This is a genomic window from Nocardioides sp. CPCC 206348 (assembly GCF_048654705.1).
In the GTDB taxonomy this organism is placed as follows: domain Bacteria; phylum Actinomycetota; class Actinomycetes; order Propionibacteriales; family Nocardioidaceae; genus Nocardioides.
Map to the genome: position 1 here is coordinate 27360 of NZ_JBMCZA010000143.1, position 22653 is coordinate 50012.

The following is a 22653-nucleotide window of genomic DNA, read 5'->3' on the forward strand; positions in this document are numbered from 1 at the left end:
GTGTTGAGAATGATTCTCATGCGCTTCTCTTCCGGCCTGGCCGCCCTCTCCGTCGTCGCCCTGCTCGCTTCCGGCTGCTCGGCGTTCAGCGACGGTGCCGATGACGGCAAGACCACGGTGGCCGCGGCCTTCTACCCGCTGGCCTACGTGGCCGAGCGGGTCGCCGAGGGCACCGACACCGAGGTCGACCTGCTCACCCACCCCGGCAGCGAGCCGCACGACCTCGAGCTCGACGTGAGCCAGACCGCGACGGTCGTGGCCGCCGACCTGGTCGTCTTCGAGTCCGGCTTCCAGCCCGCGGTGGACGACACCGTCGAACAGAACGCCGAGGGCGCGACCCTCGACGCCGCCGACATCGTCGACCTGTTGCCCGTCGACGAGTCGGCTGCCGAGCACGAGGAGCACGCGGACGAGGAGGGCGGCGAGCACGACCACGACCACGGCGACGTCGACCCGCACTTCTGGCAGGACCCGCTCCGGATGGCCGACCTCGGCGACGCGATGGCCGACGAGCTCGCGAAGATCGACGGCGACGACGCCAAGACCTACCGCAGCAACGCCGCCGCACTCCGCAAGGACCTCGAAGCCCTCGACCAGGCGTACAGCGCTGGCCTCGCGGACTGTGAGCGTGACACGATCGTGGTGTCCCACGATGCGTTCGGCTACCTGGAGAAGTACGGCCTCCACATCGCCTCGATCGTGGGCCTGTCCCCCGACGCGGAGCCGACCGGCGCCGTCCTCGGCGAACTGCAGGAACTGATCCGGACGGAAGGCATCACCACGGTGTTCAGCGAGCCCCTCGAGCCCGCGCTCGGCGAGGACCTGGCCACGGACCTCGACCTCACCAACGGCGTGCTCGACCCCATCGAGGGCCTCACCGCCGACGCCCCCAAGGGCTCGGACTACCTTTCCCTGATGGACACCAACCTGGAGACCCTCGTCTCGGCCAACGGGTGTCGATGACGACCCAGGACAGCACCGAGCACGGCACCGCCACGGCGGTGGCGATCAGCAACGGCAGCGTCGCACTGGGCGGCCGCCCGGTGCTGCGCCGGATCGACCTGGACGTCCCGCCCGGCGAGTTCGTCGCCCTGATGGGCGCCAACGGCTCCGGGAAGTCCACCCTGGTCCGCGCGCTCGTCGGCCTCCGGCCGCTGGTCGCCGGCGAGGTGCGGTTGTTCGGAACCCCGCTGGACCACTTCGACGACTGGTGCCGGATCGGCTACGTCCCCCAGCGCGCCACCGCGGCGGCCGGCGTCCCAGCATCGGTCTGGGAGGTCGTGGCTGCCGGTCGCCTGACCCGCCGCCGCCTGCTGCGTCCGCTCTCCCGCGCCGACCGTGCCGCGATCCAGGACGCCCTCGAGGTCGTCGGCCTCGCCGACCGCCGTCGCGAAGCCGTGAGCAACCTGTCCGGCGGCCAGCAGCAGCGGGTCCTCATCGCCCGGGCCCTCGCCGGCGAACCCGAGCTCTTCTTCCTCGACGAGCCCACCGCCGGGGTGGACCTGCCCAACCAGCAGGTGCTCGCCGAGACCCTCGCGCGGCTCAAGTCCCGCGGCGCGACGATCGTGCTGGTGGCCCACGAGCTCGGCCCGCTCGCGCCACTGGTCGACCGCGCCGTCGTACTCCGCGACGGGCGGACCGTGTACGACGGCGCTCCCCTCGCCGATCACGAGGTGCACCAGCCGTGGTTCGCCGAGCCGCACACGCACCACCACCATCACGACGCGGCACCGAAGCAGACCGACCACGTGCCGCACGTCGGCTCACCCGTCGACCGACCGCGAGGTGAGCGGCCATGAGTCCCGCCGAGCTGTTCGCGCTCCCCTTCATGCAGCGCGCCCTGATCGCCGCACTGTTGACGGGCCTCGCCGCGCCGGCGATCGGCACCTTCCTCGTCCAGCGCCGGCTCGCGCTGATGGGCGACGGGATCGGCCACGTCGCCGTGACCGGTGTCGCCATCGGCCTGGTCACCAACACCTCACCCACCTGGGCAGCGGTCGTGGTCGCGGTCCTGGGAGCCGTCCTCATCGAGACCATCCGCGAACGGGGCCAGACCAATGGCGACGTCGCCCTCGCGCTGCTGTTCTACGGCGGACTCGCGGGCGGCATCCTGGTCAGCGGCATCGACGGGCAGAGTGCGGCGTCCCTGAACCGCTACCTGTTCGGCTCACTGACCACGATCTCCGCGGGCGACGTCATCGTCACCATGGTGCTGTCCATCGCCGTCATCGGGCTGAGCGTCGGGCTGGCACCGCAGCTGTTCGCGGTCGCGCAGGACCAGGAGTTCGCCCGGGTCGCGGGGCTGCAGGTGCGGGCCTACAACCTGCTCGTCGCCGTCCTCGCCGCCGTCAGCGTCACCGTCGCCATGCGCACCGTCGGCCTGCTGCTCGTGTCGGCGCTGATGGTGGTCCCGGTCGCGACCTCACAGCAGCTCACCCGGTCGTTCCGGACCACCATCGGCGCCGCGATGGTGCTCGGCGCCTTCGCCTCGGTCGGCGGGCTCGTGCTGGCCACCTTCGCGTCGTACAAGGCCACCGTCGCCCCCGGCCCGACCATCGTCCTGCTCGCCCTCGCCTGCTACGTCGTGGCGTGGCCGATCGGGATCTGGAGTCGTCGCCGGGCCCGCCTGAAGGAGCCGTTCGCCGAGGGCACGGTGCCGTTGCACGAGACCTGTGACGAACACCCCCACGCCCACGGCCCCGACTGCGGCCACCTCGCGGTTCCCCACGACGACCACGTCGACTACGTCCACGACGGGCACCGGCACGCCGAGCACGGCGCGCACTACGACGAGCACTAGCTGGTCGGGTTGGGCTCCGCGTGGGCTCCGCGGGTGGGGATTCATCAAGGTATGCAGACGAAGGTGCACTTCCCACGGTGAGCAACCACTGGGGAGTGCCGGCTCACCCACATCCCTTGATGAATCCGCGCCCGCGTGGCCCCGCGAACCCGCCCTGACAGACTGGCCCCTGTGACTCGCTCCACCCGACGCACCCGCGCTGCCGCGGCGACCGCCGCTCGTCGTACCGAGGTCAGGCCGCCGACGCCGCATCCCTCGGGTGCCACCCCGCCGGCGATCCAGCCCGAGCTCGTGCCCCATCACGTCGCGATCGTGATGGACGGCAACGGACGCTGGGCCAAGGAGCGGGGCCTGCCGCGCACCAAGGGCCACGAAGAGGGCGAGTCGAGCCTGTTCGACGTCGTCGAGGGCGCGATCGAGATCGGCGTGAAGGCGATCTCGGCGTACGCCTTCTCCACCGAGAACTGGTCGCGCAGCCCCGACGAGGTGAAGTTCCTGATGGGCTTCAATCGCGACGTGATCCGGCGCCGCCGCGACGAGATGCACGAGCTCGGCGTCCGGGTGCGCTGGGCCGGGCGTGCCCCGAGGCTGTGGAAGTCGGTCATCACCGAGCTCCAGGTCGCCGAGGAGATGACCAAGGACAACGACGTCCTCACCCTCACCATGTGCGTGAACTACGGCGGCCGCTCCGAGCTCGGCGACGCCGCGCGTGGACTGGCCCGCGACGTCGCGGCGGGCAAGGTCAATCCCGACAAGGTCGACGAACGCACGCTGGCGCGCTACCTGTACGTCCCCGAGCTCCCCGACGCCGACCTGATCTGGCGCACGTCGGGCGAGCAGCGTCTCTCGAACTTCATGCTCTACCAGGCGGCGTACTCCGAGTTCGTCTTCACCGACGTGCTCTGGCCCGACGTCGACCGCCGCCACCTCTGGCAGGCCATCGACACCTACGCCCGCCGTGACCGGCGCTACGGCGGCGCGGAGCCCAACCCGACGGGTTGAACCCCTCAGCGCTCGACGTAGGCCAGCGAACGCAGGCCCCGTTCGAGCTGCCACTGCACGAACACCGAAACCAGGCCGCTGGCTTCGCGGACGTGGCGGATGTCGGCGGCCTCGATGGTCGGCCAGTCGCCGGCGAGCAGTGCGCCGAGGAGGGTGAGGGTCTCGGGGGCGGGGGTGGCCGAGCCGGGGATCCGGCAGGTCGAGCAGAGCACGCCGCCCATCGACGGGTTGAACCAGCGGTGGTGGCTGAGCTCGCCGGTCGCCGTCACCGGCGGGCGGCCGCAGTGGGCGCACTCCACGAACGCCGGGGCATAGCCCGCGATGGCCAGGGCGCGCAGCAGGTACGAGTCGAGCACGTGGTTGGCCCCGCGTTCCCCCGCCGCCATGGCGTTGAGGCCACCGAGCAACAGGCCGAACTGCTGGCGCGCCGGCTCCCGCTCCTCGACCACGAGGCGCTCGGCGGTCTCGAGCATGACGGTGCCCGCGGTGTAGCGGTCGTAGTCGCGCCCGACCTGCGCGCCGTACGCGCCGCGCGTCTCGGCCTGGGTGATCGTGTCGAGGTTGCGGCCCTCGGCCAGCTGGAGGTCCACGTGGGTGAACGGTTCGAGCCGCGACCCCCACCGGGACGTCGTACGACGCACGCCCTTGGCGACTGCCCGGATCCGACCGTTCTCGCGGGTCAGCAGCGTGATGATGCGGTCCGCTTCACCCAGCTTGTGGGTGCGCAGGACGATCGCTTCGTCACGGTAGAGCGGCACTCCCCCATTGTGACGTCCGGGCGTGACGAATGCGGGCGCCACCCCGCGGCACCCTCAGGAGGAACGGGTACGACGGGTCCGCGACCCGGGGCGCGCACACTCCCGCGCAAAGCGGGTGACGACCAGGTCGAGCCGCTCGGGGCGACGCCGCCACTCCAGGGGCACGGCGGCGTGCTCGATCGTCGATCCGGCGATCTCGTCAGCCACCATCTCCGCGTCCGCGACCGGGTGGAACGGGTCGTGCGAACGAGCCAGGACCAGGGTCCGTGCGGTGATGGCCGCGCGCTCGTCGGACGAGGGCGCGAAACGGCCGAAGAGGACGCCGTGCACGGCGGCCGCGACGGCGCCCGGCTCCTGGTCGAGGGTCTCGAGGCTCAGGCGCAACCACTCCGGCAGCATCCGCCGCGGGACCGGCCGGGTCGCCGCGCGCGCGAGAGAGACGGTGAACGGCGCGTAGCGGGCCGCAAGGAGCACCGGGGTCAGCACGGAGACCTGCACCGCCAGCGCGTTGTCGAGCACCGGCCCGTCCAGGACCAGCCCGGAGACCCGCTCGGGCGCGACGGCGGCCACTTCGAGGGCGACATTGGCCCCCAGCGAGCTGCCGCCGATCACGGCGCGGGACGCGCCCATGTGGTCCAGCAGCGCGATCACCTGCTCGGCGAACGCCGTCACCGAGTAGGACAGCGGATCCTCGGGACGGTCGGAACGGCCGTGACCGAGCGGGTCGAGGACGACGACGTGCAGGCCCGACGACGCGAGGGTGCGCGCAGTGTGGGCGTGCACCCGCCGCGGCACCAGCAGCGGCGGGACGAGGACGACCCAGGCGTCTCCGCCGCCGTACTCGGTGAACTCGAGGCGGTCGCGCCCGCGTCGGCCTTCGATGAAGCACTGGCCGACCATCTCGGAGGCCAACGCGGCGCGACCCATGCTCAGGCTCCGAGGGGAATCGTGGTCGCCTGCGCCCGGTTGGCCGCACACACCACGGCGCGGAGCGAGGCGGTGACGATGTTGTGGTGGATGCCGATGCCCCACACGATCTCGCCGGCGACCTCGCACTCGACGTACGCCGCGGCGAGGGCGTCGCCACCCGACGAGAGGGCGTGCTCGGCGTAGTCGAGGACACGGATGTCGGCACCGGCGTGACGCATGCCGTCGACGAACGCCGCGACCGGGCCGTTGCCCATCCCGGTGAAGGACTGCTCCTCACCGCGGACCACCATCGTGACTTCCTGGCGGTCGTCGCCGTCCTGGTCGGTCGTCGAGGAGAACGCGACCAGGCTGTACGGCGCCTCGCGGTCGAGGTACTCGGCGCGGAAGATCGCCCAGATCTCCTCCGGCGTGACCTCGCCGCCCTGGGCGTCGGTGCGCTGCTGGATGACCCGGCTGAACTCGATCTGCGCGCGGCGCGGCAGGTCGAGGCTGTGCTCGGCCTTGAGGACGTACGCGACGCCGCCCTTGCCGGACTGGCTGTTGACGCGGATCACGGCCTCGTAGGTGCGGCCGACGTCCTTCGGGTCGATCGGGAGGTACGGCGCCTCCCACGGGACCTCGCGGACCGACGTGCCCAGCTCGGCGGCGATCCGGTCGAGGTCCTCGAGGCCCTTCTTGATCGCGTCCTGGTGGGAACCGGAGAACGCGGTGTAGACGAGGTCGCCGGCGTACGGGTGCCGGGGGTGGACGGGCAGCTGCGTGCAGTACTCCACCGTCCGGCGCACCTCGTCGATGTCGGACAGGTCGATCTGCGGGTCGACGCCCTGGCTGAACAGGTTCATCGCCAGCGTGACCAGGTCGACGTTGCCCGTACGCTCGCCGTGGCCGAACAGGCAACCCTCGACGCGGTCCGCACCAGCCATCAGGGCCAGCTCGGTCGCGGCGACCGCGGTGCCGCGGTCGTTGTGCGGGTGCAGGCTGATCGCCGAGTGCGCACGGCGGGACAGCTGGCGGCCGAAGTACTCGATCTGGTCGGCGTAGGTGTTCGGCGTCGACATCTCGACGGTCGCCGGCAGGTTGAGGATGATCTCGCGACCCTCCTCGGGCTGCCACACGTCCGACACCCGCTCGCAGACCTCGATCGCGTAGTCGGTCGGCGTCTGGGTGAAGATCTCCGGGCTGTACTGGTAGCCGAAGTCGGTGCCGTTGAGCATCTCCTCGGCGTGCTTCATCACGCACTCGGTGCCCCGGGTCGCGATGGCGATGCACTCGGCCTCGGTCACCCCGAAGACCACGCGCCGGAACAGCGGCGCGGTCGCGTTGTAGAGATGCACGGTCGCCTTGTCAGCGCCGACGAGCGACGCCACGGTGCGCTCGATCAGGTCCTCGCGGGCCTGCGTCAGCACCGAGATGCGGACGTCATCGGGGATCTTGTCGCCCTCGACGAGCTGGCGCACGAAGTCGAAGTCGGTCTGGCTCGCGGACGGGAAGCCGACCTCGATCTCCTTGTAGCCCAGCTTCACCAGGAGGTCGAACATCTTCATCTTGCGCGAGGGACTCATCGGGTCGATGAGCGCCTGGTTGCCGTCACGCAGGTCGGTGGAGAGCCACCGGGGTGCGTGGGTGATCTTCTGGTCCGGCCAGGTGCGGTCCGGCACGGTGACGGGCTCGAAGGCCCGGTAACGCTCGAACGGCATACCGCTCGGCTGCTGGTTCGGGATGGTGATGCGGTTCGTCATGACATTCCTCGGCTGGTCTTGCAGGGGCGCCGGGCGCGCAACTCGCTCCGCAACGAGGGGTCCGGCTGTTTCAGACCTCGCTGCGGCCGCTAAGGAGAAGGGCTCGCATCATCATGATGCGCCCACTCTAACAGGATCGGGAGCCACTGCCGTCGGGACTAGTCTCGCTTCGTGGCCCGTTTGCTGATCGTGCACCACTCCCCCACCCGGTCGATGCAGGCGCTGCTCGACCAGGTGCTCGCCGGCGCCCACGACGAAGACGTCCAGTCGGGCGACGGGGTCGAGGTCGTCGTACGGCCTGCGCTGGAGGCGACGGCCGAGGACGTCCTGGCAGCAGACGGCTATCTCCTCGGCACGACCGCCAACTTCGGCTACATGAGCGGCGCCCTCAAGCACTTCTTCGACTCGACCTTCCTGGCCATCGGCGGCTCGCTCGACCCGAGCGGGACCCCCGGTGACGCGGACGACGCCACCGGCGACACGGCGGGGCGACCCTACGGCCTGTGGTTGCACGGCCGCTACGACCTGACCGGCGCCCAGCGCTCCGTGGAGTCGATCGTCGGCGCGCTCGGCTGGCGTCGGGGGTACGACGTCCTCGGCGTCCTGGGCACGGTGGACGACGCCGCGAACGAGGCCGCCTACGAGTTGGGCGCTACCATCGCGGCACTGCTGACCGCCTGAGAAGGGAGCCCACGCGATGACGCAGCGACGCGCCGTCGCCGTACTCCTGCTCGGCCTGCTCACTCTCGGCAGCGGCCTGCTCACGGCCTGCGGCAGCGAGGACCAGGGCGGCAACGCCGACCCCGACCTCGTGGACGCCACCGCGGTCCCGAAGAACGGCGTGTGCCGCAACCTGACCCCCGACGACGTCGCCCGGCCCGCCAACGCGACCGAGACGATCGACTGCGCCATGAAGCACAACGCGGAGACCTTCACGACCGGCGAGCTCCCCGCCACCTTCGACGACGTCGAGTACGACGACACCGAGCTGGCCACCTACGCCTACACCACCTGCTCACAACAGTTCGCTGCGTTCGTCGGTGCCGACGAGAGCCTGGTCCTGCGCACCACGATCAGCTGGGCGTGGTTCCGGCCGTCGGAGAAGGCGTGGGGCAAGGGTGCCCGCTGGTACCGCTGCGACGTCGTCGGCGGCAACGCATCGAGCGCCACCTACCGCGCGCTGCCCGAAACGGCGAAGGGGATGTTGTCGGGTCGCCCCAAGGACGTCTGGCTCAGCTGCGCCCGCGGGGCGTCGGTCGCTGAGGGCGAGAAGGTGCCGTGCTCGCAGAAGCACGACTGGCGCGCCGTCACCACCGTCAAGCTCGGCAAACCGGCGGACAAGTACCCCGGCGACCGCGTCATGGAGAGCCGGACCCGCGCCTTCTGCGCCCAGTCGGTCAAGGCCTGGCTGAACTACCCCGCCGAGTTCGAGTTCGGCTTCACGTTCTTCCACGGTGCCGAGTGGAAGGCCGGGATCCGCCGTTCGGTCTGCTGGGCAAGGACCGCCAAGTGACCCCACGGAGACGCTCCCGAGTGCGTAGCAGCCTGCTGGCGTCGATCCTCGTACTGGCTGCCGCTTTGACGGCCTGCAGCGGAGACGAGGGAAAGGACGACGACGCCAAGGAACCGAAGGCCACCCAGACCGTCGCGGCCCCGCCGCCGGCCGCACCGAAGGCCGGCGCGTGCTACCCGTTGCCGTTCGAGACCGCCGTGGCACCCACCTCCGAGATCGCCGCAGTGCCGTGCACGGCCAGCCACACCAGCGAGACCGTCGCGGTCGGCACCATCAACGCCGTGGTCGACGGACACCTGGTGGCCGTCGACTCCGAGCGGGTCCAGGCCCAGGTCGCCACCGCCTGCCCGCAGGCCCTGATCAAGTACGTCGGCGGGACCCGCGAACGCCTTCGGCTGAGCATGATCCGTCCGGTCTGGTTCACCCCGACCGTGAAGGACTCCGACGCCGGTGCCGACTGGTACCGCTGCGACGCGGTCGTGTTGGCCGGTACGTCGACCCTCGCCCAGCTCACGACCAGCCTCAAGGGCGTCCTCGGCAAGGGCAAGGTCAGCGACCGCTATGCCATGTGCGGCACCGCCGCACCGGACGCGAAGAACTTCGAGCGGGTGCCGTGCGCGGCCAAGCACAAGTGGCGTGCCATCGACGTCGTCGTCTTCGACGAGGGCAAGTACCCCGGCGAGAAGAAGGTCCGCGCGGCCGGACGTGGCCAGTGCGAGGACGCCGCCGCCGACACCGCCAAGGACCCGCTCGTCTTCGAGTGGGGTTATGAGTGGCCGACGGCCGAGCAGTGGGCGATGGGCCAGAAGTTCGGCCGCTGCTGGGCGATCGGTTAGCTGCCTGACTGCGCGAGACGCGTCTCCGGCGCATTTTTTAGGGGCAGCAAGCTGCCAGCGACGCCTCCCGCCGCGCTGCCGCGCCGCAGTTGCCTTGACGAGATGTCCAGTTGGCATGGCGGCAAGACAGCGGTGTCGGTTCAGAAACCCAGCTTCCTGAGCTGGCGGGGGTCGCGCTGCCAGTCCTTGGCGACCTTGACGTGCAGGTCGAGGTAGACGGGCGTGCCGAGGAGGGCCTCGATCTGCTTGCGGGCAACGGTGCCGACCTGGCGCAGGCGGGCGCCCTTGTGGCCGATCATGATGCCCTTCTGCGAGTCGCGCTCGACGTACAGGTTGGCGTGGATGTCGAGCAGCGGCCGGTCGGCGTCGCGACCCTCGCGCAGGCCCATCTCCTCGACCACGACGGCGATCGAGTGCGGCAGCTCGTCACGGACGCCGTCGAGGGCGGCCTCGCGGATCAGCTCCGCGGCGAGGATCTCCTCGGGTGCGTCGGTGAGGTCGCCGTCCGGGTAGAGCGGCGGTCCCTCCGGCATCAGCGCGACGAGCAGGTTCCCGAGCAGGTCGATCTGGTCGTTCGACACCGACGAGACGGGCACGATCTCGGCCCATTCGGTGCCGGTCTCCGCACCGAGTGCGGCGATGTCGCCCAGGTGCTCGGCGATCCGCTCAGGCGTGGCCAGGTCGGTCTTGGTGACCACGGCGATCTTCGTCGTACGACGAACCTTGCCCAGTTCCTTGACGAGGAACGTGTCGCCGGGGCCGATCTTCTCGTCGGCCGGGAAGCAGACGGCGACCACGTCGACCTCGGACCACGTGGTCTTCACGAGGTCGTTGAGCCGCTCGCCCAGCAGGGTCCGCGGTCGGTGCAGGCCGGGGGTGTCGACGAGCACGAGCTGGCCGTCGGACCGGTGCACGATGCCGCGCACCACGGTCCGCGTGGTCTGCGGCTTGTCGGAGGTGATCACGATCTTCTGGCCGACCAGGGCGTTGGTCAGCGTGGACTTGCCGACGTTGGGGCGGCCCACGAAGCAGGCGAACCCGCTGCGGTAGTTGTCGGGCAGGTCGAGCGAGCCGAACATCGCCGGCGCGGGGGCGGGCAGGCCACCGAAGTCCTCGTCGAAGTCGTCGTCGTCGTCCAGCTCGATGTCGTCACCGATGTCGTCGTCGCTCATTGCTGTGCTCCCTGTGCTGCGTCGTAGTCGGCCCAGATCTCGTCGTCTGACTTCCCTGCGGCCTTGCCTGCGCGCCAGATCGGACCGGGATCGACGGCACGCGGCTGCCGTCGGGTCACCGCCCGCCAGTAGCCCATCACGTCGTAGTGCGTGCTGGGGAGCTTGCGCTCGCGCATCACGTGCTTGCGGATCGCCCGCATCTGCGCGGACTCCCCCGCCATCCAGAAGTACCCGTCGCCCTCGGGCCAGTCGAGGCCCTCCACGATCTCGGCCAGTCGGCTCTCGCCGTCACCGGGTTGCCAGGTGACGTCCGCCCCGTCGGGGAAGTAGCCCTCGATCCGCGAGTCGGCGGGCACCTCGGCCACGATCCGGGTCGGCAATGCCGCGCCCTGGGTCGCGGCGATCCGGGCCATCGCCGGCAGTGCCGTCAGGTCGCCGACGAGCAGCAGCCACGCGGCGTCGACCGGCGGCAGGAACGAACCCTTCGGCTCGGTGATCGTCACCCGCTGGCCGACCGGGTCGGTCAGCGCCCATTCGGTCACCAGGCCGACCTCGTGGACCACGATGTCGAGCACCAGCGTGCTGCCCTCGACCGAACGAACCGTGTAGTACCGGCTCTGGAACTGCCCCGGCACGACCAGCCCCACCCACTCGTCGGCAATGCCGGTCGAGACGAAGCCGGGCACGTCCAGGGTCAGGCGCACCAGGTGCGGCGTCAGCTGCTCGCGCGCGACCACGTCGGCGTCGTACTGCTGGGCCCTGGTGCTCACCAGCGAAGGTTATCGGGGTTTGGAGCCTCGACTAGAAACGGTGCCGCAGCGGGTAGCCGCTCGCCCCCTCAGCGTCGGTCTTCGTGGCCAGCACGTGATGGAGCTGGATCTCGTTGCGCTCGAAGGACAACCGCGACCCCGCCATGTAGAGGCCCCACACCCGGGCGGTGTTCTCACCGACCTCGGCGACGCACTCGTCCCAGTTGGTGGCGAGGTTGTGGCACCAGCCCGCCAGGGTCCGGGCGTAGTGCTCGCGGATGTTCTCGTGGTGCTGCACCTCGAAACCGACGTCCTCGATCGCGGCGACGATCGTGCCGGAGCCGGTCAGCTCGCCGTCCGGGAAGACGTACCGGTCGATGAAGGCCCCGGTGTCGGTCGGCCGGTTGTGGGCCCGGGTGATGCAATGGTTGAGCAGCCGGCCACCCGGGGTCAGGCGGTCGTGCAGGAAGCCGAAGTACGACGGGTAGTTCTTGATGCCGATGTGCTCGGTCAGGCCGATCGAGCTGATCGCGTCGAACCCGGTCTCCTCGAGCAACCGGTAGTCGAGGTGGCGCACCTCGGCCAGGTGGTCCAGCCGCTGGCGCTTGATCTCCTGCTGCGCCCAGAACGCCTGCTCCTCGGAGAGGGTGACGCCGAGCGCCTTCACGCCGTACTCGCGCGCCGCGTGGCGCACCATCCCGCCCCAGCCGCAGCCGACGTCGAGCAGGCGCTGGCCCGGCTTCAGGTCGAGCTTGCGGGCAACCAGGTCGTACTTCTCGAACTGCGCTTCCTCGAGGGTTGCCTCAGCGGTCGGGTAGACCGCGCAGGTGTAGGTCATCGACGGGCCGAGGACCAGTTCGTAGAAGCGGTTCGAGACGTCGTAGTGGTGGCTGATCGCCTCCGCGTCGCGACCCAGGCTGTGCCGCACGCCGTCGATGACACGGCGCATCCGGCCCGGCGCCTCCTGCGGCGGCGGGGGCGGCGGCAGGAACCGGCTGAGGCCGAGCGTGCGCACCAGCATCAGGGCGTCGGTCGCTGACGGCCGGCGGAACTTGATGCCTTCCTTGAGGGCCACCAGCATCGGATAGGGGTCCCCCGGGTGGGCGCCCTCGAGGATCAGGTCGCCGGCGACGTACGCGCGGGCGAGGGCGAGGTCCGGGTCCACGCTGCTGACGAGGTACGAGAGCCCGCGTTCGGTCGCGAGGTGGAAGTGGAACGGAGCATCGTCGGGACCGATCGCGCTGCCGTCGTACGCCGTGAAGCGCAGCGGCAGCTCGTCGGCGATCAGCATGCCGAAGGCGTCCGCGATGGTCAGGGGGGTGGTGGTTTTCATCGGCTCCTCACTGCCTTGTCGTAGAGGGTGGTCAAGCGGTCATCAGGGTCGAACCGGCGCTTCACCGCGGCCAGGTGCGTGGTGTTGTAGAGCGCGTCGAAGGTCTCGCGGTCGTAGAACGCCTCGGAGTAGAGCGACTTGTGACCACCGAGCTCGTGCACCTTGGCCTCGATCGCGCGGTTGCGCGGCGAGTCGGTCGCCTCGGGGCCGACGTGGACGGTGCCCCAGAACCCGATGTTGACGTACAACCGTCCGGCTTCCAGCGGGTACGACGGCCAGGGCCGGTGGGCGACGAGCGGGCACAGCCACACCGGGCGCATCCCGACCTCCTCGTCGAACCACTCCAGGAACTCCCCCAGCCGCTCGACCGGCACCTCGACGTCCTGCACCACCCGTTCCCGCTGCGGGCGCCCGGCGCGGCGGTCGAGGCGGTCGGCGATGTCGAAGCGGCGGTCGAGGTGGAGCAGGCGCATGTAGACGTCCGAGCGGCGCAGGCGGCGGGGCCAGAACCGGCGGATCCGCGGGTTCTGCGCACCGAACGCACCGGAACACCAGAACCAGTCGGTGTCCCAGCGCCAGAGGTAGTCGTAGGTGGTGAGCCGGTCGCGGTCGCAGGCCTGCAGCGACCGGAAGTAGATGTCCTGCCCGGCATAGTCGGAGGTCGGGCCGGGCTCATCGGTCCAGCGAGCGATGGTGAGGACGTGCTCCCCGGGGCCGAACGAGACGCCGTCGAGCCCGTCGACCCGCTCGCCGTCGTACTCCCGGGTGGCGGCGATCTCGGCCATCGTCTTCGCCAACAGGTCCACGTCGTCGAACTTCAGGTGGCGCAGCGCGACGAACGTCGGCACCGGGGCGAGCCGGATCCGCAGCCGGGTGGCGTAGCCGAGCGAGCCGTAGGAGTTGGGGAACGCATCGAACAGGTCGTCGCCGGGTCGCGTCGTGACGACGTCACCGCCTCCGGTGAAGACGTCCATCTCGAGGACCGACTCGTGCGGGAGGCCGAGCCGGAAGCTGGTGGACTCGATACCGAGCCCGGTGACCGCGCCGCCGAGCGTGATCGTGCGCAGCTGTGGGACGACGTACGGAACCAGGCCGTGCGGGAGGGTCGCGTCGACGAGCGCCTCGTAGGTGCACATGCCCTGGACCTCGGCCACCGGTCCGTCCGGGCTGTCGGCGAGGACCTCGATCACGCCATCGAGGCCGCCGACGTCCAGACCGGGCGCCGTGGTGGCCGCACGGGCACGGAAGAGGTTGGTGGTGCGCTTCGAAAGGCGCACGGGTTCACCCGTCGGGATGGCGGCGTACGACGACGCGAGCCTCTCGACGGCGTTCTGGTGCTGGTGCCAGCCGCGATCTGCCACGTTCCGAGGCTACCCCCGACCGGTGACAGTCGGGTTTCACGACGTGAAGGAATTGCCGATCATGCCGCGCGCATCGCCGAGATGGATCGCGACCCCGTCGGGTCCGGAGAAGTCCTGCAGCACGGCCTCGTCGGGCTCGGTCAGGTCCTCTGCCGCCCCAAGGAGCACGCAGGCATCGACGCCGGTCGACCCCGACGCCACGGCCATCGCGATCACGGCCTGGACGGCCGTCAGGTGGAGCGAGGGCAGGTCGACGGTCGCCGCTGCGTACGTCCGGCCGTCGGTGTCACGTACGGCCGCGCCCTCCGCTGCGTTGATGCGAGCGCGGGTGGCGCGGGCGAGAGTGACGAGCTTCTGATCCTCGGACGACAGGTCGGACATGGGTCGAGTATCACCGACGGCATGATGGACCTCATGCCTGCCTACTGGATCAGCACGTACCCCGAGGTCTACGACGCGGACAAGGTCGCGGCCTACGCCGCCCTCGCCGGCCCCGCACTCACCGGCGCCGGTGGCCGTTTCCTGGCCCGCGGCCTGCCCGAACAGGTCTACGAAGCCGGCCTGAACACCCGCACGATCGTCATCGAGTTCGAGAGTGTCGACGCCGCCCGGGCCGCCCACGACTCGGAGGCGTACCAGGCTGCACTGGCCGCGCTCGACGGTGGTGCGCAGCGGGACCTGCGGATCGTTCCTGGCGCCTGAAGCGCGTTGGCCTCAGGTCGCGAGAGCGAGGCGCGCAGCGAGCCCCGTGATTGTGTGGTCCGGCGTTCACCCAGTGCCTGCAGAACCACACAATGACCGCGTCGCCTCACTGAGGTTTCGCCGGATCCCGACCTGTGGAGAGTTGGTGGTCTCGAGACGGTTGCTGCGCAACCTCCTCGACCAACGGGCGACGGGCCTCTCGACACGCGACTCGCTGGCGCTCGCCGCTACTCGACGAGCTCGGTCAACCTACGGTCCGTTTGCGATGAGCTGGCAGGGGCAGGGACTCCCCCATGAATCGCTCACTTCTCGGGGTCCTCGCTGCCAGCCTGCTCTTCACCTTCACGGCCTGTGAGGACGACGGTGACTCGGGCGGCACCGACACGAAGACGCCGTCCAGCGACGCCACGGAGTCGTCGGACAGCACCGAGACAGACTCCGACGGACTGTCGGAGGAGGAGCTCCAGGCGAAGATCGTCACCGGCGCTCCGCCGAAGGACCTGACGTGGGCGGTCCAGCCGGCGCCGTCGGACTGGCGTGAGCTCAAGACGGAGGCGGGCACGCGGCAGTGGCAGGTGGGCGACACGCGCTGCATCGTGACGCTCAACCAGCCTGCCGGGCTGGGAACCGACCCGAAGCCGACGTCGGAAGACGTCGCCAAGGACTACATCGGTCTCAGCATCAAGCAGGCCGGTGCCACGGCAGAGCTCGGGCCCGCCGTCGCGCAGCTGTTCACCAACCACGTCAACGCCGACGCCGTGCAGGTCCAGAGCCAGTTCGTCGGCGTCCCCTTCACTGGCTCACCCGGCGACGTCGAAGGACTGGCCTACGGCTACCGCGCCGGCGACTTCGCGCTGCGGGCGATCGCGTTGTGCGGTGGCGGTGAGTACGCCGACCACGGCACCGAGCTCGAGGAGTTCCTCAAGAGCCTGACGGCCCAGACGACGTACTGATCCGGGAGATCAGGACGGTTCCGATCTTCTTGCGACGACCGGACGGCTCCTCGGCCTCGAAGCGCAGGCCGTGGGCCTCGACGATCGAGCCGGGGATCGGCACCTTGCCGAGGTGCTTGGCGAGCAGGCCGCCGACCGAGTCGACGTCCTCCTCCTCGATGTGGAAGCCGAAGATCTCGTCGAGGTCGTCGACCGGGTAGCGCGACGAGACACGGACGACGCCCTCGCCGGAACCGGTGAGGTGCTCGACCTCGATCTCGGCCTCGTCGTACTCATCGGTGATCTCGCCGACGATCTCCTCGAGGAGGTCCTCGATGGTGATCAGGCCCGCCGTGCCGCCGTACTCGTCGACGACGACGGCGACGTGCTGGTGGCGGACCTGCATCTCGCGCAGCAGGTCGTCGACCGGCTTGGACTCGGGCACCCACAACGCGGGGCGCATGATCTCCTCGACCCGCTGGGTCAGCTCGACGTCCGGTGCCTCGAAGTCACGCCGCACGACGTCCTTGAGATACGCGATCCCGCGGACGTCGTCGAGGTTCTCGCCGATCACGGGCACGCGGGAGTAACCGGTGCGCAGGAACAGCGACATCGTCTGGCGCAGGTTCTTGTACGTCTCGATGTAGACCACGTCACCGCGGGGCACCATCACCTCGCGCACGGTCGTGTCACCGAACTCGAACACGGAGTGGATCATCCGTCGTTCCTCGGCCTCGATCAGTTCCGAGGCCTCGGCGATGTCGACCATCTCGCGCAGCTCGGTCTCCGTGGAGAACGGACCTTCGCTGAAACCGCGACCCGGCGTGATCGAGTTGCCGACCAGGATCAGCAGCTTCGGCAGCGGCCCCAGCACCGTGGTCAGCGCCGACAGCGGCCAGGACGACCAGATCGCGACGGTCTCGGCGTGCTGCCGGCCGACGGTGCGCGGGGCGACGCCGATCACCACGAAGGTGACCACCAGCATCACGCCGAGCGCGAGCCCGGCCCGCGCCCACCACGAGGCTTCCAGGCGCTCATCGATGTACAGCGTGACGACCACGACGGCCGCGATCTCGCACAGCAGCTGCAGCAGCAGCGCCGTGTTGAGGTGCCGCGGCGCGTCATCGAGTACGGCGACCAGGCGCCGTGCACCGCTGCGACCGTCCTGCAGCATCTCCTGCGCACGCGCCCGTGAGAACCCCGCCAGGGCAGCGTCCGCCGCGGCGAACAGCCCCGCCAGCACCACGAGAACAGCCGCCACGAGGGGCGGCCACAGACTGCCGGCGATCATCGGGTCACTGGGCGCGCCACTGCGCGAGCAACTGGTCCTGGAGTCCGAACATCTCCTTGTGCTCCTCCGGCTCGGCGTGGTCGTAGCCGAGCAGGTGCAGGATGCCGTGGGTGGTGAGCAGTTCGAGCTCGGCGAGCGTGCCGTGGCCGGCCGTCGCGCCCTGGCGCTCGGCGATGCTCGGGCACAGGACCAGGTCGCCGAGCATGCCCTCCTCGGGCTCCTCGTTGACGAGTCCGGGACGCAGCTCGTCCATCGGGAAGGCGAGCACGTCGGTCGGCCCCTCCTTCTCCATCCACTTCTCGTTGAGCTCGGCGATGGTGGCCTCGTCGACCGCCTTGATGCAGAGCTCGGCGAGCGGGTGCACGCGCATCTGGTCCATCACGAACCGGGCCAGCCTGGAGAAGTGCTTGACGTCGAGACCGGAGCCGGACTCGTCGAGGATCTCGATGCTCACTTGGTGAAGTGACCCTTCTGGTGGTTGGCCTGTGCGTCGAACTCCTCGTAGGCCGCGACGATCCGGGCCACGAGCTTGTGGCGGACGACGTCGTGACTGGTGAGCTTGACGAACGCGAGGTCCTCGACACCGTCGAGGATGCCCTCGATGATCCTCAGCCCGGACGTGGTGCCGGACGGCAGGTCGACCTGGGTGACGTCACCGGTGACGACGATCTTGGAGCCGAACCCGAGCCGGGTCAGGAACATCTTCATCTGCTCGGGCGTCGTGTTCTGAGCCTCGTCGAGAATGATGAAGGAGTCGTTGAGCGAACGGCCGCGCATGTAGGCCAGCGGCGCGACCTCGATGGTGCCCGCTGCGAGCAGCTTCGGGATCGAGTCGGGGTCGAGCATGTCGTGCAGGGCGTCGTAGAGCGGCCGCAGGTACGGGTCGATCTTCTCGCTCAGCGTGCCGGGGAGGTAGCCGAGCCGCTCGCCGGCCTCGACCGCCGGCCGGGTCAGGATGATCCGGTTGACCTGCTTGGCCTGCAGCGCCTGCACGGCCTTGGCCATCGCCAGGTAGGTCTTGCCCGTACCGGCCGGGCCGATGCCGAACGTGATCGTGTGCTGGTCGATCGTCTCGACGTAGCGCTTCTGGTTGAGCGTCTTGGGGCGGATCGACCGGCCCCGGTTGCTCAGGATGTTGAGGGACAGTACGTCGGCGGGCCGCTCCGACGTCGCGGTCTCGGCACGCAGCATCGCCTCGACCCGCTCGACGACCTCGAGCGTGATGCCCTGGCCGGTGCGGAGGATCGCGACGAGCTCGCCGATCACCCGGTCGGCGAGGGTGACGTCCTTCGTCTCGCCGGCGAGGGTGATCCGGTTGCCACGGACGTGGACCTCCACGCCGAGCCGCTTCTCGATCAGCCCGAGGTGCTCGTCACCCGGCCCGAAGAGGGTGACCATGTCGATGCTGTTCGGCACGACGACGGTGTGCCGGATGGGGGCTGCGGAAGCTGCGGAAGGGGAATCTGTCATGACCCCTCCATGCTACGGGAGCACACGCGGCGGGCCCACCCGGTTTGCGGGTGCCGCCCGGTGCCGGTCAGCCGGGAGGCCAACCCATCGACCGGCCGGCCAGCACGTGCCCGTGCGTGTGGAACACGGTCTGGCCCACGCCGGCGCCCGTGTTGAACACGAGGCGGTAGTCGTCGTACCCCTCGGCCTTGGCGACGGTGCGCGCCGTGGTGGCGATCTCGGCGAACATCGCGGCGTCCGCCTCCGCCGAGTCGGCGGCGTTGTGCGCATGGGCGCGTGGCACCACCAGCACGTGCAGCGGCGCCTGCGGGTTGATGTCACGGAAGGCGAGCGTGCGCTCGCCGTCGTGGACGATCTCGGCCGGGATCGCACCGGCGATGATCTTGCAGAACAGGCAGTCGGGATCGGCGGTCACAGCTCCAAGATAGTGGTCACGATCTCGTGTCAACCGGCTGACGCCCTCGCGCGTGGAACTAGCGTGACCATCCATGCGGTGTTCGGCGCTTCGCCCTTCGCGACCCCCGGTGGGGGCATCGTCCTGGAGCGCGCCGTGAACGACGCTGTCGACGCCGGGACGGACGCCGACACCGCCGTCGAACGCCTTTACGTCGACCACTGGGACCGCCTCGTCCGGCTCTCCGTGCTGCTGGTGCGCGACCGCGGCCAGGCCGAGGAGGTCGTGCAGGACGCGTTCATCGAGCTGCACCGACGCTGGTCGCGGCTCGAGGACCCCGACAAGGCGCTGGCGTACCTCCGGCAGACGGTCGTGAACCGGTCCCGTTCGACGCTGCGCCACCGGGGCGTCGTACAGCGTCACCTGGCGCGGCAGCACACCGAGGACATCGCTCCCCCGGCGGACGAACCCGTGCTGGCCGCGAGCCGGCGCCGGGCCGTGCTCGACGCCCTCCAGCACCTGCCACGCCGCCAGCGCGAGGTGCTCGCGCTGCGCTACTACCTCGACCTGTCCGAGGCGGAGATCGCCGAGACCCTCGGCATCAGCAAGGGAGCCGTGAAGAGCCACGCGTCCCGTGGCGCCGCCGCGCTACGACCACTGCTGGAGTCCCGCGACCTGAAGGGAGGCGACCGATGAACGACGACCAGGCCGACCGGGACCTCGCGAGCCTGTTCGCGGACGCCGTCTCGGACGTCGTACCCGGCGACCGACTGGGTGAGATCCGTCGCGCAACGGCACACAACACCCGCACGCCGCGGCGCTGGGCCCTCGTCCTGGCCGCGGGTACGGCGACCGCGGCCGTCGTGGGAGGCGGCGCGGCCCTCAGCCAGCTGGGCCTGCCGAACGGCGACGACGTCGCCGGACCCGGCAACGAACACATGGCCGTGGCGACGTACTACGTGGGAGAGACGCCCGACGGCGACCGGCTCTTCCGCGAGTTCCAGTCGATCGACGCAACCGACGACACCGCCGCGCGCGCCCTGGAAGCCGTTCGGCTCCTGGAGTCCGACGCCGGCGCGAACGACCCCGACTACGAGACGGCGTGGCCCGCCGGTGCCTTCGTCGACGTCGCGCTCGGCGACGACGGGATCCGGTTGACCATCAGCGACGAGGCTGCGGGCGACCCCGGCACGACCGGCACGAACGGCCTGCAGCAAGCCGTGTTCACCGCGCAGGCAGCGGTCGGCGAGACCCTCCCGGTGTCCTTCGTGACCGGCGACCGCACCGTCCGCGACGACGTGCGGCGCGACAACGCCGTCCTCACCCCCGTCAACATCTCCGACCCTACCGAGGGCCACTCGGTCAGCGGCGTCCTCACCATGCGCGGCACCGTACGGTCGCCCCGGGGCGCCGAGGTCGACGACGTCCCCTGGGAGCTCAGGTCCGCCGACGGCGCGCTCGCCCTCTCGGGTGCCGCACCGGCGACGGGCACCACGTGGGAGACGACCGCCGACATCGCGGACCTTGCTCCCGGCAGGTACGTCCTCACCGTCAGCGGCGCCAGCCCCACCAGCGGCCCCACCAACGGGCCGGCGACCGACACGCGGACCGTCACCGTCCGCTGACCGACCCACCGCTCACGCAAGGATCGTTCTCATGAACCACCCCGTTTCCCCCCGCCGCACCCTCGCTGCTCTCACCGGGGCGCTGCTGACCCTGGGCCTCCTTGCCGGCTGCGGTGACGACGACGCCGACCCGGCGGCGTCCGATCCCACCAGCCAGGGCACGGCCAGCAGCGACGCGACGACGGATGCGACGGGCAGCCCGACCGGCAGCCCCACGACCGGCGGGACCACGGGAACCGCCGATCCGGAGGTGATCCCGGTCTACTACGTCGGCGACACTCCCGACGGTGACCGGCTGTTCCGCGAGTTCACGCAGTCCTCGGGCGTCGCACCGCTCGTCGCTGCCGCTGCCGCGGTCACCGAGGGCGACCCAGTCGACCCCGACTACCGCACGCCGTGGCCCAGCGGCCGCTTCGCGTCGATCACGCAGACCAGCACCGCGATCGTGGTCGAGGTGGCCGAGGAGAGCTGGCTCGAGGCAGGTTCGCTGGACGCCGACCTGGCCGAGCTCGCCGTCCAGCAACTCGTCTACACGCTCCAGGGCACCATCGGGAAGCGCCTCCCCGTCACCGTCGAGTACGACGGCAGGCCGGCCGACACGCTGCTCGGAGTCAGCACGGCGGGCGGCCTCAAGGCAGCACCACAGCTCGACGTGCTGGCGTTCATGAACGTCACCGAACCCGCCGAGGGCACCACGGTGCCCGACTCGTTCACCGCCACCGGCCGCACCAGCTCCTTCGAGGCCACGGTGGGCTGGACGATCGAGGACGCGACCGGCACGGCGGTCCTCGAGGGCTTCGCCACGGCGGAGGGCTGGATCGACAAGCTCTACCCCTGGAAGACGAAGGTCGACGTCAGCAGCCTGGACGCCGGCACGTACACCTTCATCGCCCGCACCGACGACCCTTCGGGCGGCGAGGGCCCCGGCCCGACGGAGGACACGAAGCGGATCACGATCGAGTGACCGTGGACAGGACGGGCAGGATGGGCGCGTGAAGTTCAGCCGGCAACGACTCAACCGCACCCTGTTGCTCCGCCAGCACCTGCTCGAGCGGGTCGACCTGGCACCGGCCGCGATGGTCGAGCACCTGATCGGCCTGCAAGCGCAGGAGTCCCTGCCGCCGTACCTCTCCCTGGCGGCGCGGCTGACCGACGTCGACCCGCGTGCGGTCAGTGGCGCGATCGAGGATCGCAGCCTGGTGCGGGTGCTCAGCCTGCGCGACACGGTGCACCTGCACGTTCCCGGCGACGCACTGCAGCTCCCGGTGTGGGCGGCACCCGTGCGCGAGCGCGAGATGAAGCAGAGCCAGACGATCGGCGAGGCACGCACCGTCGACCGGGCGGCCTTCGCCGCCGCGGTGCGGGAGGTGCTGGCCGACGGCCCGCTCCCCCAGCGCGCCCTGGGCGCCGGTCTCGCCGAACGGTTCCCCGCGTTCACCTCCGGCCAGCTCGGCCAGGTCGCCCGCGTCGCGGAGGTGCTGGTGCAGCTGCCTCCGCGCGGCTGCTGGAAGCCGACCGGGTCGACGGCGGTGGCCTACGACTTCCTCGACCGCTGGCTCGATGCACCCCTCGCCGAGCCCGACGTCCCCGACCTGATCCGTCGCTACCTGCGGGCCTTCGGTCCGGCCTCCGCTGCCGACGTCACCACCTGGTCGGGCATCACCCGACTGGGACCGATCGTCAAGGCCATGGACGACCTGGTGCAGCACGAGGACGAGAACGGCCGCCCGCTCTATGACCTGGCCGATGCCCCGATCGCCGAGGAGGACGCACCCGCCCCGGTCCGGCTGCTCGGCACGTACGACAACGTGTGGCTCTCCCACGCCTCCCGGGACCGGGTCACCGCACCCGAACGCCGCAACGCGTGGTTCGGCGTCAACGGCGCCCAGATGATGTCGTTGTACGTCGACGGGTGGCTCGAGGGCCTGTGGCGGATCGAGGACGACCGGATCGTCGTCGGCGAGGTCCTGCGGTCGCTGACGAAGGCCGAACAGGCCGAGCTGGACGAGGAGATCGCCCGGACCGAGGCATTGCTCGCCCGGTGAG

25 protein-coding genes are annotated in these 22653 nt (G+C 70.3%); 13 read left to right on the forward strand and 12 right to left on the reverse strand.

Annotated elements, in window-relative coordinates; translation table 11 throughout:
- The first annotated feature begins 18 nt into the window (after positions 1–18).
- From ACOADB_RS09430 to ACOADB_RS09445, 4 genes are all read left to right on the forward strand, one after another.
- On the forward strand, positions 19–963 hold the full coding sequence (locus ACOADB_RS09430; protein WP_378597700.1) for a metal ABC transporter substrate-binding protein: 945 nt from the start codon (positions 19–21) through the stop codon (positions 961–963).
- Positions 960–1799, forward strand: a complete 840-nt coding sequence (locus ACOADB_RS09435) for a metal ABC transporter ATP-binding protein (protein WP_378597701.1) — start codon at positions 960–962, stop codon at positions 1797–1799. The genes ACOADB_RS09430 and ACOADB_RS09435 overlap by 4 nt, the downstream gene beginning before the upstream one ends.
- Positions 1796–2800 carry a metal ABC transporter permease gene (locus ACOADB_RS09440; protein WP_378597702.1) on the forward strand — a complete coding sequence of 335 codons (1005 nt, stop codon included), beginning with the start codon at positions 1796–1798 and terminating at the stop codon, positions 2798–2800. The genes ACOADB_RS09435 and ACOADB_RS09440 overlap by 4 nt, the downstream gene beginning before the upstream one ends.
- Positions 2801–2971: 171 nt before the next feature.
- A complete protein-coding gene (locus ACOADB_RS09445) occupies positions 2972–3802 on the forward strand; it encodes an isoprenyl transferase (RefSeq protein ID WP_378597703.1) in 831 nt (276 codons plus the stop codon).
- A 5-nt stretch (positions 3803–3807) separates the two neighbouring features.
- Here the strand turns inward: ACOADB_RS09445 and recO are convergent, their stop codons facing one another.
- The 3 genes from recO to leuA are packed head-to-tail and all read right to left on the reverse strand — an operon-like array spanning position 3808 to position 7229.
- On the reverse strand, positions 3808–4560 hold the full coding sequence (gene recO / locus ACOADB_RS09450) for a DNA repair protein RecO (protein WP_378597704.1): 753 nt from the start codon (positions 4558–4560) through the stop codon (positions 3808–3810).
- A 54-nt stretch (positions 4561–4614) separates the two neighbouring features.
- Positions 4615–5487, reverse strand: a complete 873-nt coding sequence (locus ACOADB_RS09455; RefSeq protein WP_378597705.1) for an alpha/beta fold hydrolase — start codon at positions 5485–5487, stop codon at positions 4615–4617.
- A gap of 2 nt (positions 5488–5489) precedes the next feature.
- Positions 5490–7229 carry a 2-isopropylmalate synthase gene (gene leuA, locus ACOADB_RS09460; protein ID WP_378597706.1) on the reverse strand — a complete coding sequence of 580 codons (1740 nt, stop codon included), beginning with the start codon at positions 7227–7229 and terminating at the stop codon, positions 5490–5492.
- A gap of 171 nt (positions 7230–7400) precedes the next feature.
- Between leuA and ACOADB_RS09465 the strand changes: the two genes are divergently transcribed.
- Genes ACOADB_RS09465 through ACOADB_RS09475 form a run of 3 tightly spaced genes read left to right on the forward strand, consistent with a single transcriptional unit; the run spans position 7401 to position 9578 of the window.
- Positions 7401–7910: a flavodoxin family protein gene (locus ACOADB_RS09465; RefSeq protein ID WP_378597707.1), complete on the forward strand. Its 510-nt coding sequence runs from the start codon at positions 7401–7403 to the stop codon at positions 7908–7910.
- 16 nt (positions 7911–7926) lie between these two features.
- On the forward strand, positions 7927–8742 hold the full coding sequence (locus ACOADB_RS09470) for a septum formation family protein (protein ID WP_378597708.1): 816 nt from the start codon (positions 7927–7929) through the stop codon (positions 8740–8742).
- 20 nt (positions 8743–8762) lie between these two features.
- On the forward strand, positions 8763–9578 hold the full coding sequence (locus ACOADB_RS09475) for a septum formation family protein (protein ID WP_378597709.1): 816 nt from the start codon (positions 8763–8765) through the stop codon (positions 9576–9578).
- A gap of 140 nt (positions 9579–9718) precedes the next feature.
- Here the strand turns inward: ACOADB_RS09475 and era are convergent, their stop codons facing one another.
- Genes era through ACOADB_RS09500 form a run of 5 tightly spaced genes read right to left on the reverse strand, consistent with a single transcriptional unit; the run spans position 9719 to position 14574 of the window.
- Positions 9719–10750, reverse strand: coding sequence for a GTPase Era (gene era, locus ACOADB_RS09480; RefSeq protein ID WP_378597710.1), 1032 nt, complete (start codon positions 10748–10750; stop codon positions 9719–9721).
- On the reverse strand, positions 10747–11520 hold the full coding sequence (locus ACOADB_RS09485; RefSeq protein ID WP_378597711.1) for a siderophore-interacting protein: 774 nt from the start codon (positions 11518–11520) through the stop codon (positions 10747–10749). Before ACOADB_RS09485 ends, era begins: the two co-directional genes overlap by 4 nt.
- Positions 11521–11551: 31 nt before the next feature.
- Positions 11552–12832 carry a class I SAM-dependent methyltransferase gene (locus ACOADB_RS09490; protein ID WP_378597712.1) on the reverse strand — a complete coding sequence of 427 codons (1281 nt, stop codon included), beginning with the start codon at positions 12830–12832 and terminating at the stop codon, positions 11552–11554.
- Complete coding sequence (locus ACOADB_RS09495) at positions 12829–14193, reverse strand: FAD-binding oxidoreductase (RefSeq protein WP_378597713.1); 1365 nt, start codon at positions 14191–14193, stop codon at positions 12829–12831. Before ACOADB_RS09495 ends, ACOADB_RS09490 begins: the two co-directional genes overlap by 4 nt.
- Before the next feature lie 36 nt (positions 14194–14229).
- Entirely contained in the window at positions 14230–14574 is a 345-nt protein-coding gene (locus tag ACOADB_RS09500; RefSeq protein WP_378597714.1) for a cytidine deaminase, read from the reverse strand.
- A gap of 33 nt (positions 14575–14607) precedes the next feature.
- Between ACOADB_RS09500 and ACOADB_RS09505 the strand changes: the two genes are divergently transcribed.
- Complete coding sequence (locus ACOADB_RS09505; protein ID WP_378597715.1) at positions 14608–14895, forward strand: DUF1330 domain-containing protein; 288 nt, start codon at positions 14608–14610, stop codon at positions 14893–14895.
- Between the two features lie 293 nt (positions 14896–15188).
- Entirely contained in the window at positions 15189–15848 is a 660-nt protein-coding gene (locus ACOADB_RS09510) for a hypothetical protein (protein ID WP_378597716.1), read from the forward strand.
- Here the strand turns inward: ACOADB_RS09510 and ACOADB_RS09515 are convergent.
- The 4 genes from ACOADB_RS09515 to ACOADB_RS09530 form a co-directional block, all read right to left on the reverse strand.
- Positions 15817–17118: a hemolysin family protein gene (locus tag ACOADB_RS09515; protein WP_378597717.1), complete on the reverse strand. Its 1302-nt coding sequence runs from the start codon at positions 17116–17118 to the stop codon at positions 15817–15819. The two genes, ACOADB_RS09510 and ACOADB_RS09515, sit on opposite strands and share 32 nt — an antisense overlap.
- Positions 17119–17122: 4 nt before the next feature.
- Entirely contained in the window at positions 17123–17572 is a 450-nt protein-coding gene (ybeY, locus tag ACOADB_RS09520; RefSeq protein WP_378597718.1) for an rRNA maturation RNase YbeY, read from the reverse strand.
- Complete coding sequence (locus tag ACOADB_RS09525) at positions 17569–18588, reverse strand: PhoH family protein (RefSeq protein ID WP_378597719.1); 1020 nt, start codon at positions 18586–18588, stop codon at positions 17569–17571. The genes ybeY and ACOADB_RS09525 overlap by 4 nt, the downstream gene beginning before the upstream one ends.
- A gap of 67 nt (positions 18589–18655) precedes the next feature.
- On the reverse strand, positions 18656–19003 hold the full coding sequence (locus ACOADB_RS09530) for an HIT domain-containing protein (protein WP_378597720.1): 348 nt from the start codon (positions 19001–19003) through the stop codon (positions 18656–18658).
- A 63-nt stretch (positions 19004–19066) separates the two neighbouring features.
- On the opposite strand from ACOADB_RS09530, the gene ACOADB_RS09535 reads away from it, so the two are divergent.
- From ACOADB_RS09535 to ACOADB_RS09550, 4 genes are read left to right on the forward strand one after another with little or no spacing between them, the layout of a single operon-like run.
- Positions 19067–19678 carry a SigE family RNA polymerase sigma factor gene (locus ACOADB_RS09535; RefSeq protein WP_378597721.1) on the forward strand — a complete coding sequence of 204 codons (612 nt, stop codon included), beginning with the start codon at positions 19067–19069 and terminating at the stop codon, positions 19676–19678.
- Positions 19675–20607, forward strand: a complete 933-nt coding sequence (locus ACOADB_RS09540; protein ID WP_378597722.1) for a hypothetical protein — start codon at positions 19675–19677, stop codon at positions 20605–20607. Before ACOADB_RS09535 ends, ACOADB_RS09540 begins: the two co-directional genes overlap by 4 nt.
- A 31-nt stretch (positions 20608–20638) precedes the next feature.
- Complete coding sequence (locus tag ACOADB_RS09545) at positions 20639–21571, forward strand: Gmad2 immunoglobulin-like domain-containing protein (protein ID WP_378597723.1); 933 nt, start codon at positions 20639–20641, stop codon at positions 21569–21571.
- 28 nt (positions 21572–21599) lie between these two features.
- Positions 21600–22652: a winged helix DNA-binding domain-containing protein gene (locus ACOADB_RS09550; protein ID WP_378597724.1), complete on the forward strand. Its 1053-nt coding sequence runs from the start codon at positions 21600–21602 to the stop codon at positions 22650–22652.
- The last annotated feature ends 1 nt before the right edge of the window (position 22653 follow it).

What these genes read in the sequence shown, in the direction of transcription:
- ACOADB_RS09430 (WP_378597700.1), top strand. Translation starts at nt 19, where the DNA reads ATGCGCTTCTCTTCCGGCCTGGCCGCCCTCTCCGTCGTCGCCCTGCTC.
- ACOADB_RS09435 (WP_378597701.1), top strand. Translation starts at nt 960, where the DNA reads ATGACGACCCAGGACAGCACCGAGCACGGCACCGCCACGGCGGTGGCG.
- ACOADB_RS09440 (WP_378597702.1), top strand. Translation starts at nt 1,796, where the DNA reads ATGAGTCCCGCCGAGCTGTTCGCGCTCCCCTTCATGCAGCGCGCCCTG.
- ACOADB_RS09455 (WP_378597705.1), bottom strand. Translation starts at nt 5,487, where the DNA reads ATGGGTCGCGCCGCGTTGGCCTCCGAGATGGTCGGCCAGTGCTTCATC.
- leuA (WP_378597706.1), bottom strand. Translation starts at nt 7,229, where the DNA reads ATGACGAACCGCATCACCATCCCGAACCAGCAGCCGAGCGGTATGCCG.
- ACOADB_RS09470 (WP_378597708.1), top strand. Translation starts at nt 7,927, where the DNA reads ATGACGCAGCGACGCGCCGTCGCCGTACTCCTGCTCGGCCTGCTCACT.
- era (WP_378597710.1), bottom strand. Translation starts at nt 10,750, where the DNA reads ATGAGCGACGACGACATCGGTGACGACATCGAGCTGGACGACGACGAC.
- ACOADB_RS09490 (WP_378597712.1), bottom strand. Translation starts at nt 12,832, where the DNA reads ATGAAAACCACCACCCCCCTGACCATCGCGGACGCCTTCGGCATGCTG.
- ACOADB_RS09500 (WP_378597714.1), bottom strand. Translation starts at nt 14,574, where the DNA reads ATGTCCGACCTGTCGTCCGAGGATCAGAAGCTCGTCACTCTCGCCCGC.
- ACOADB_RS09505 (WP_378597715.1), top strand. Translation starts at nt 14,608, where the DNA reads ATGCCTGCCTACTGGATCAGCACGTACCCCGAGGTCTACGACGCGGAC.
- ACOADB_RS09510 (WP_378597716.1), top strand. Translation starts at nt 15,189, where the DNA reads ATGAATCGCTCACTTCTCGGGGTCCTCGCTGCCAGCCTGCTCTTCACC.
- ACOADB_RS09515 (WP_378597717.1), bottom strand. Translation starts at nt 17,118, where the DNA reads ATGATCGCCGGCAGTCTGTGGCCGCCCCTCGTGGCGGCTGTTCTCGTG.
- ACOADB_RS09525 (WP_378597719.1), bottom strand. Translation starts at nt 18,588, where the DNA reads ATGACAGATTCCCCTTCCGCAGCTTCCGCAGCCCCCATCCGGCACACC.
- ACOADB_RS09540 (WP_378597722.1), top strand. Translation starts at nt 19,675, where the DNA reads ATGAACGACGACCAGGCCGACCGGGACCTCGCGAGCCTGTTCGCGGAC.
- ACOADB_RS09545 (WP_378597723.1), top strand. Translation starts at nt 20,639, where the DNA reads ATGAACCACCCCGTTTCCCCCCGCCGCACCCTCGCTGCTCTCACCGGG.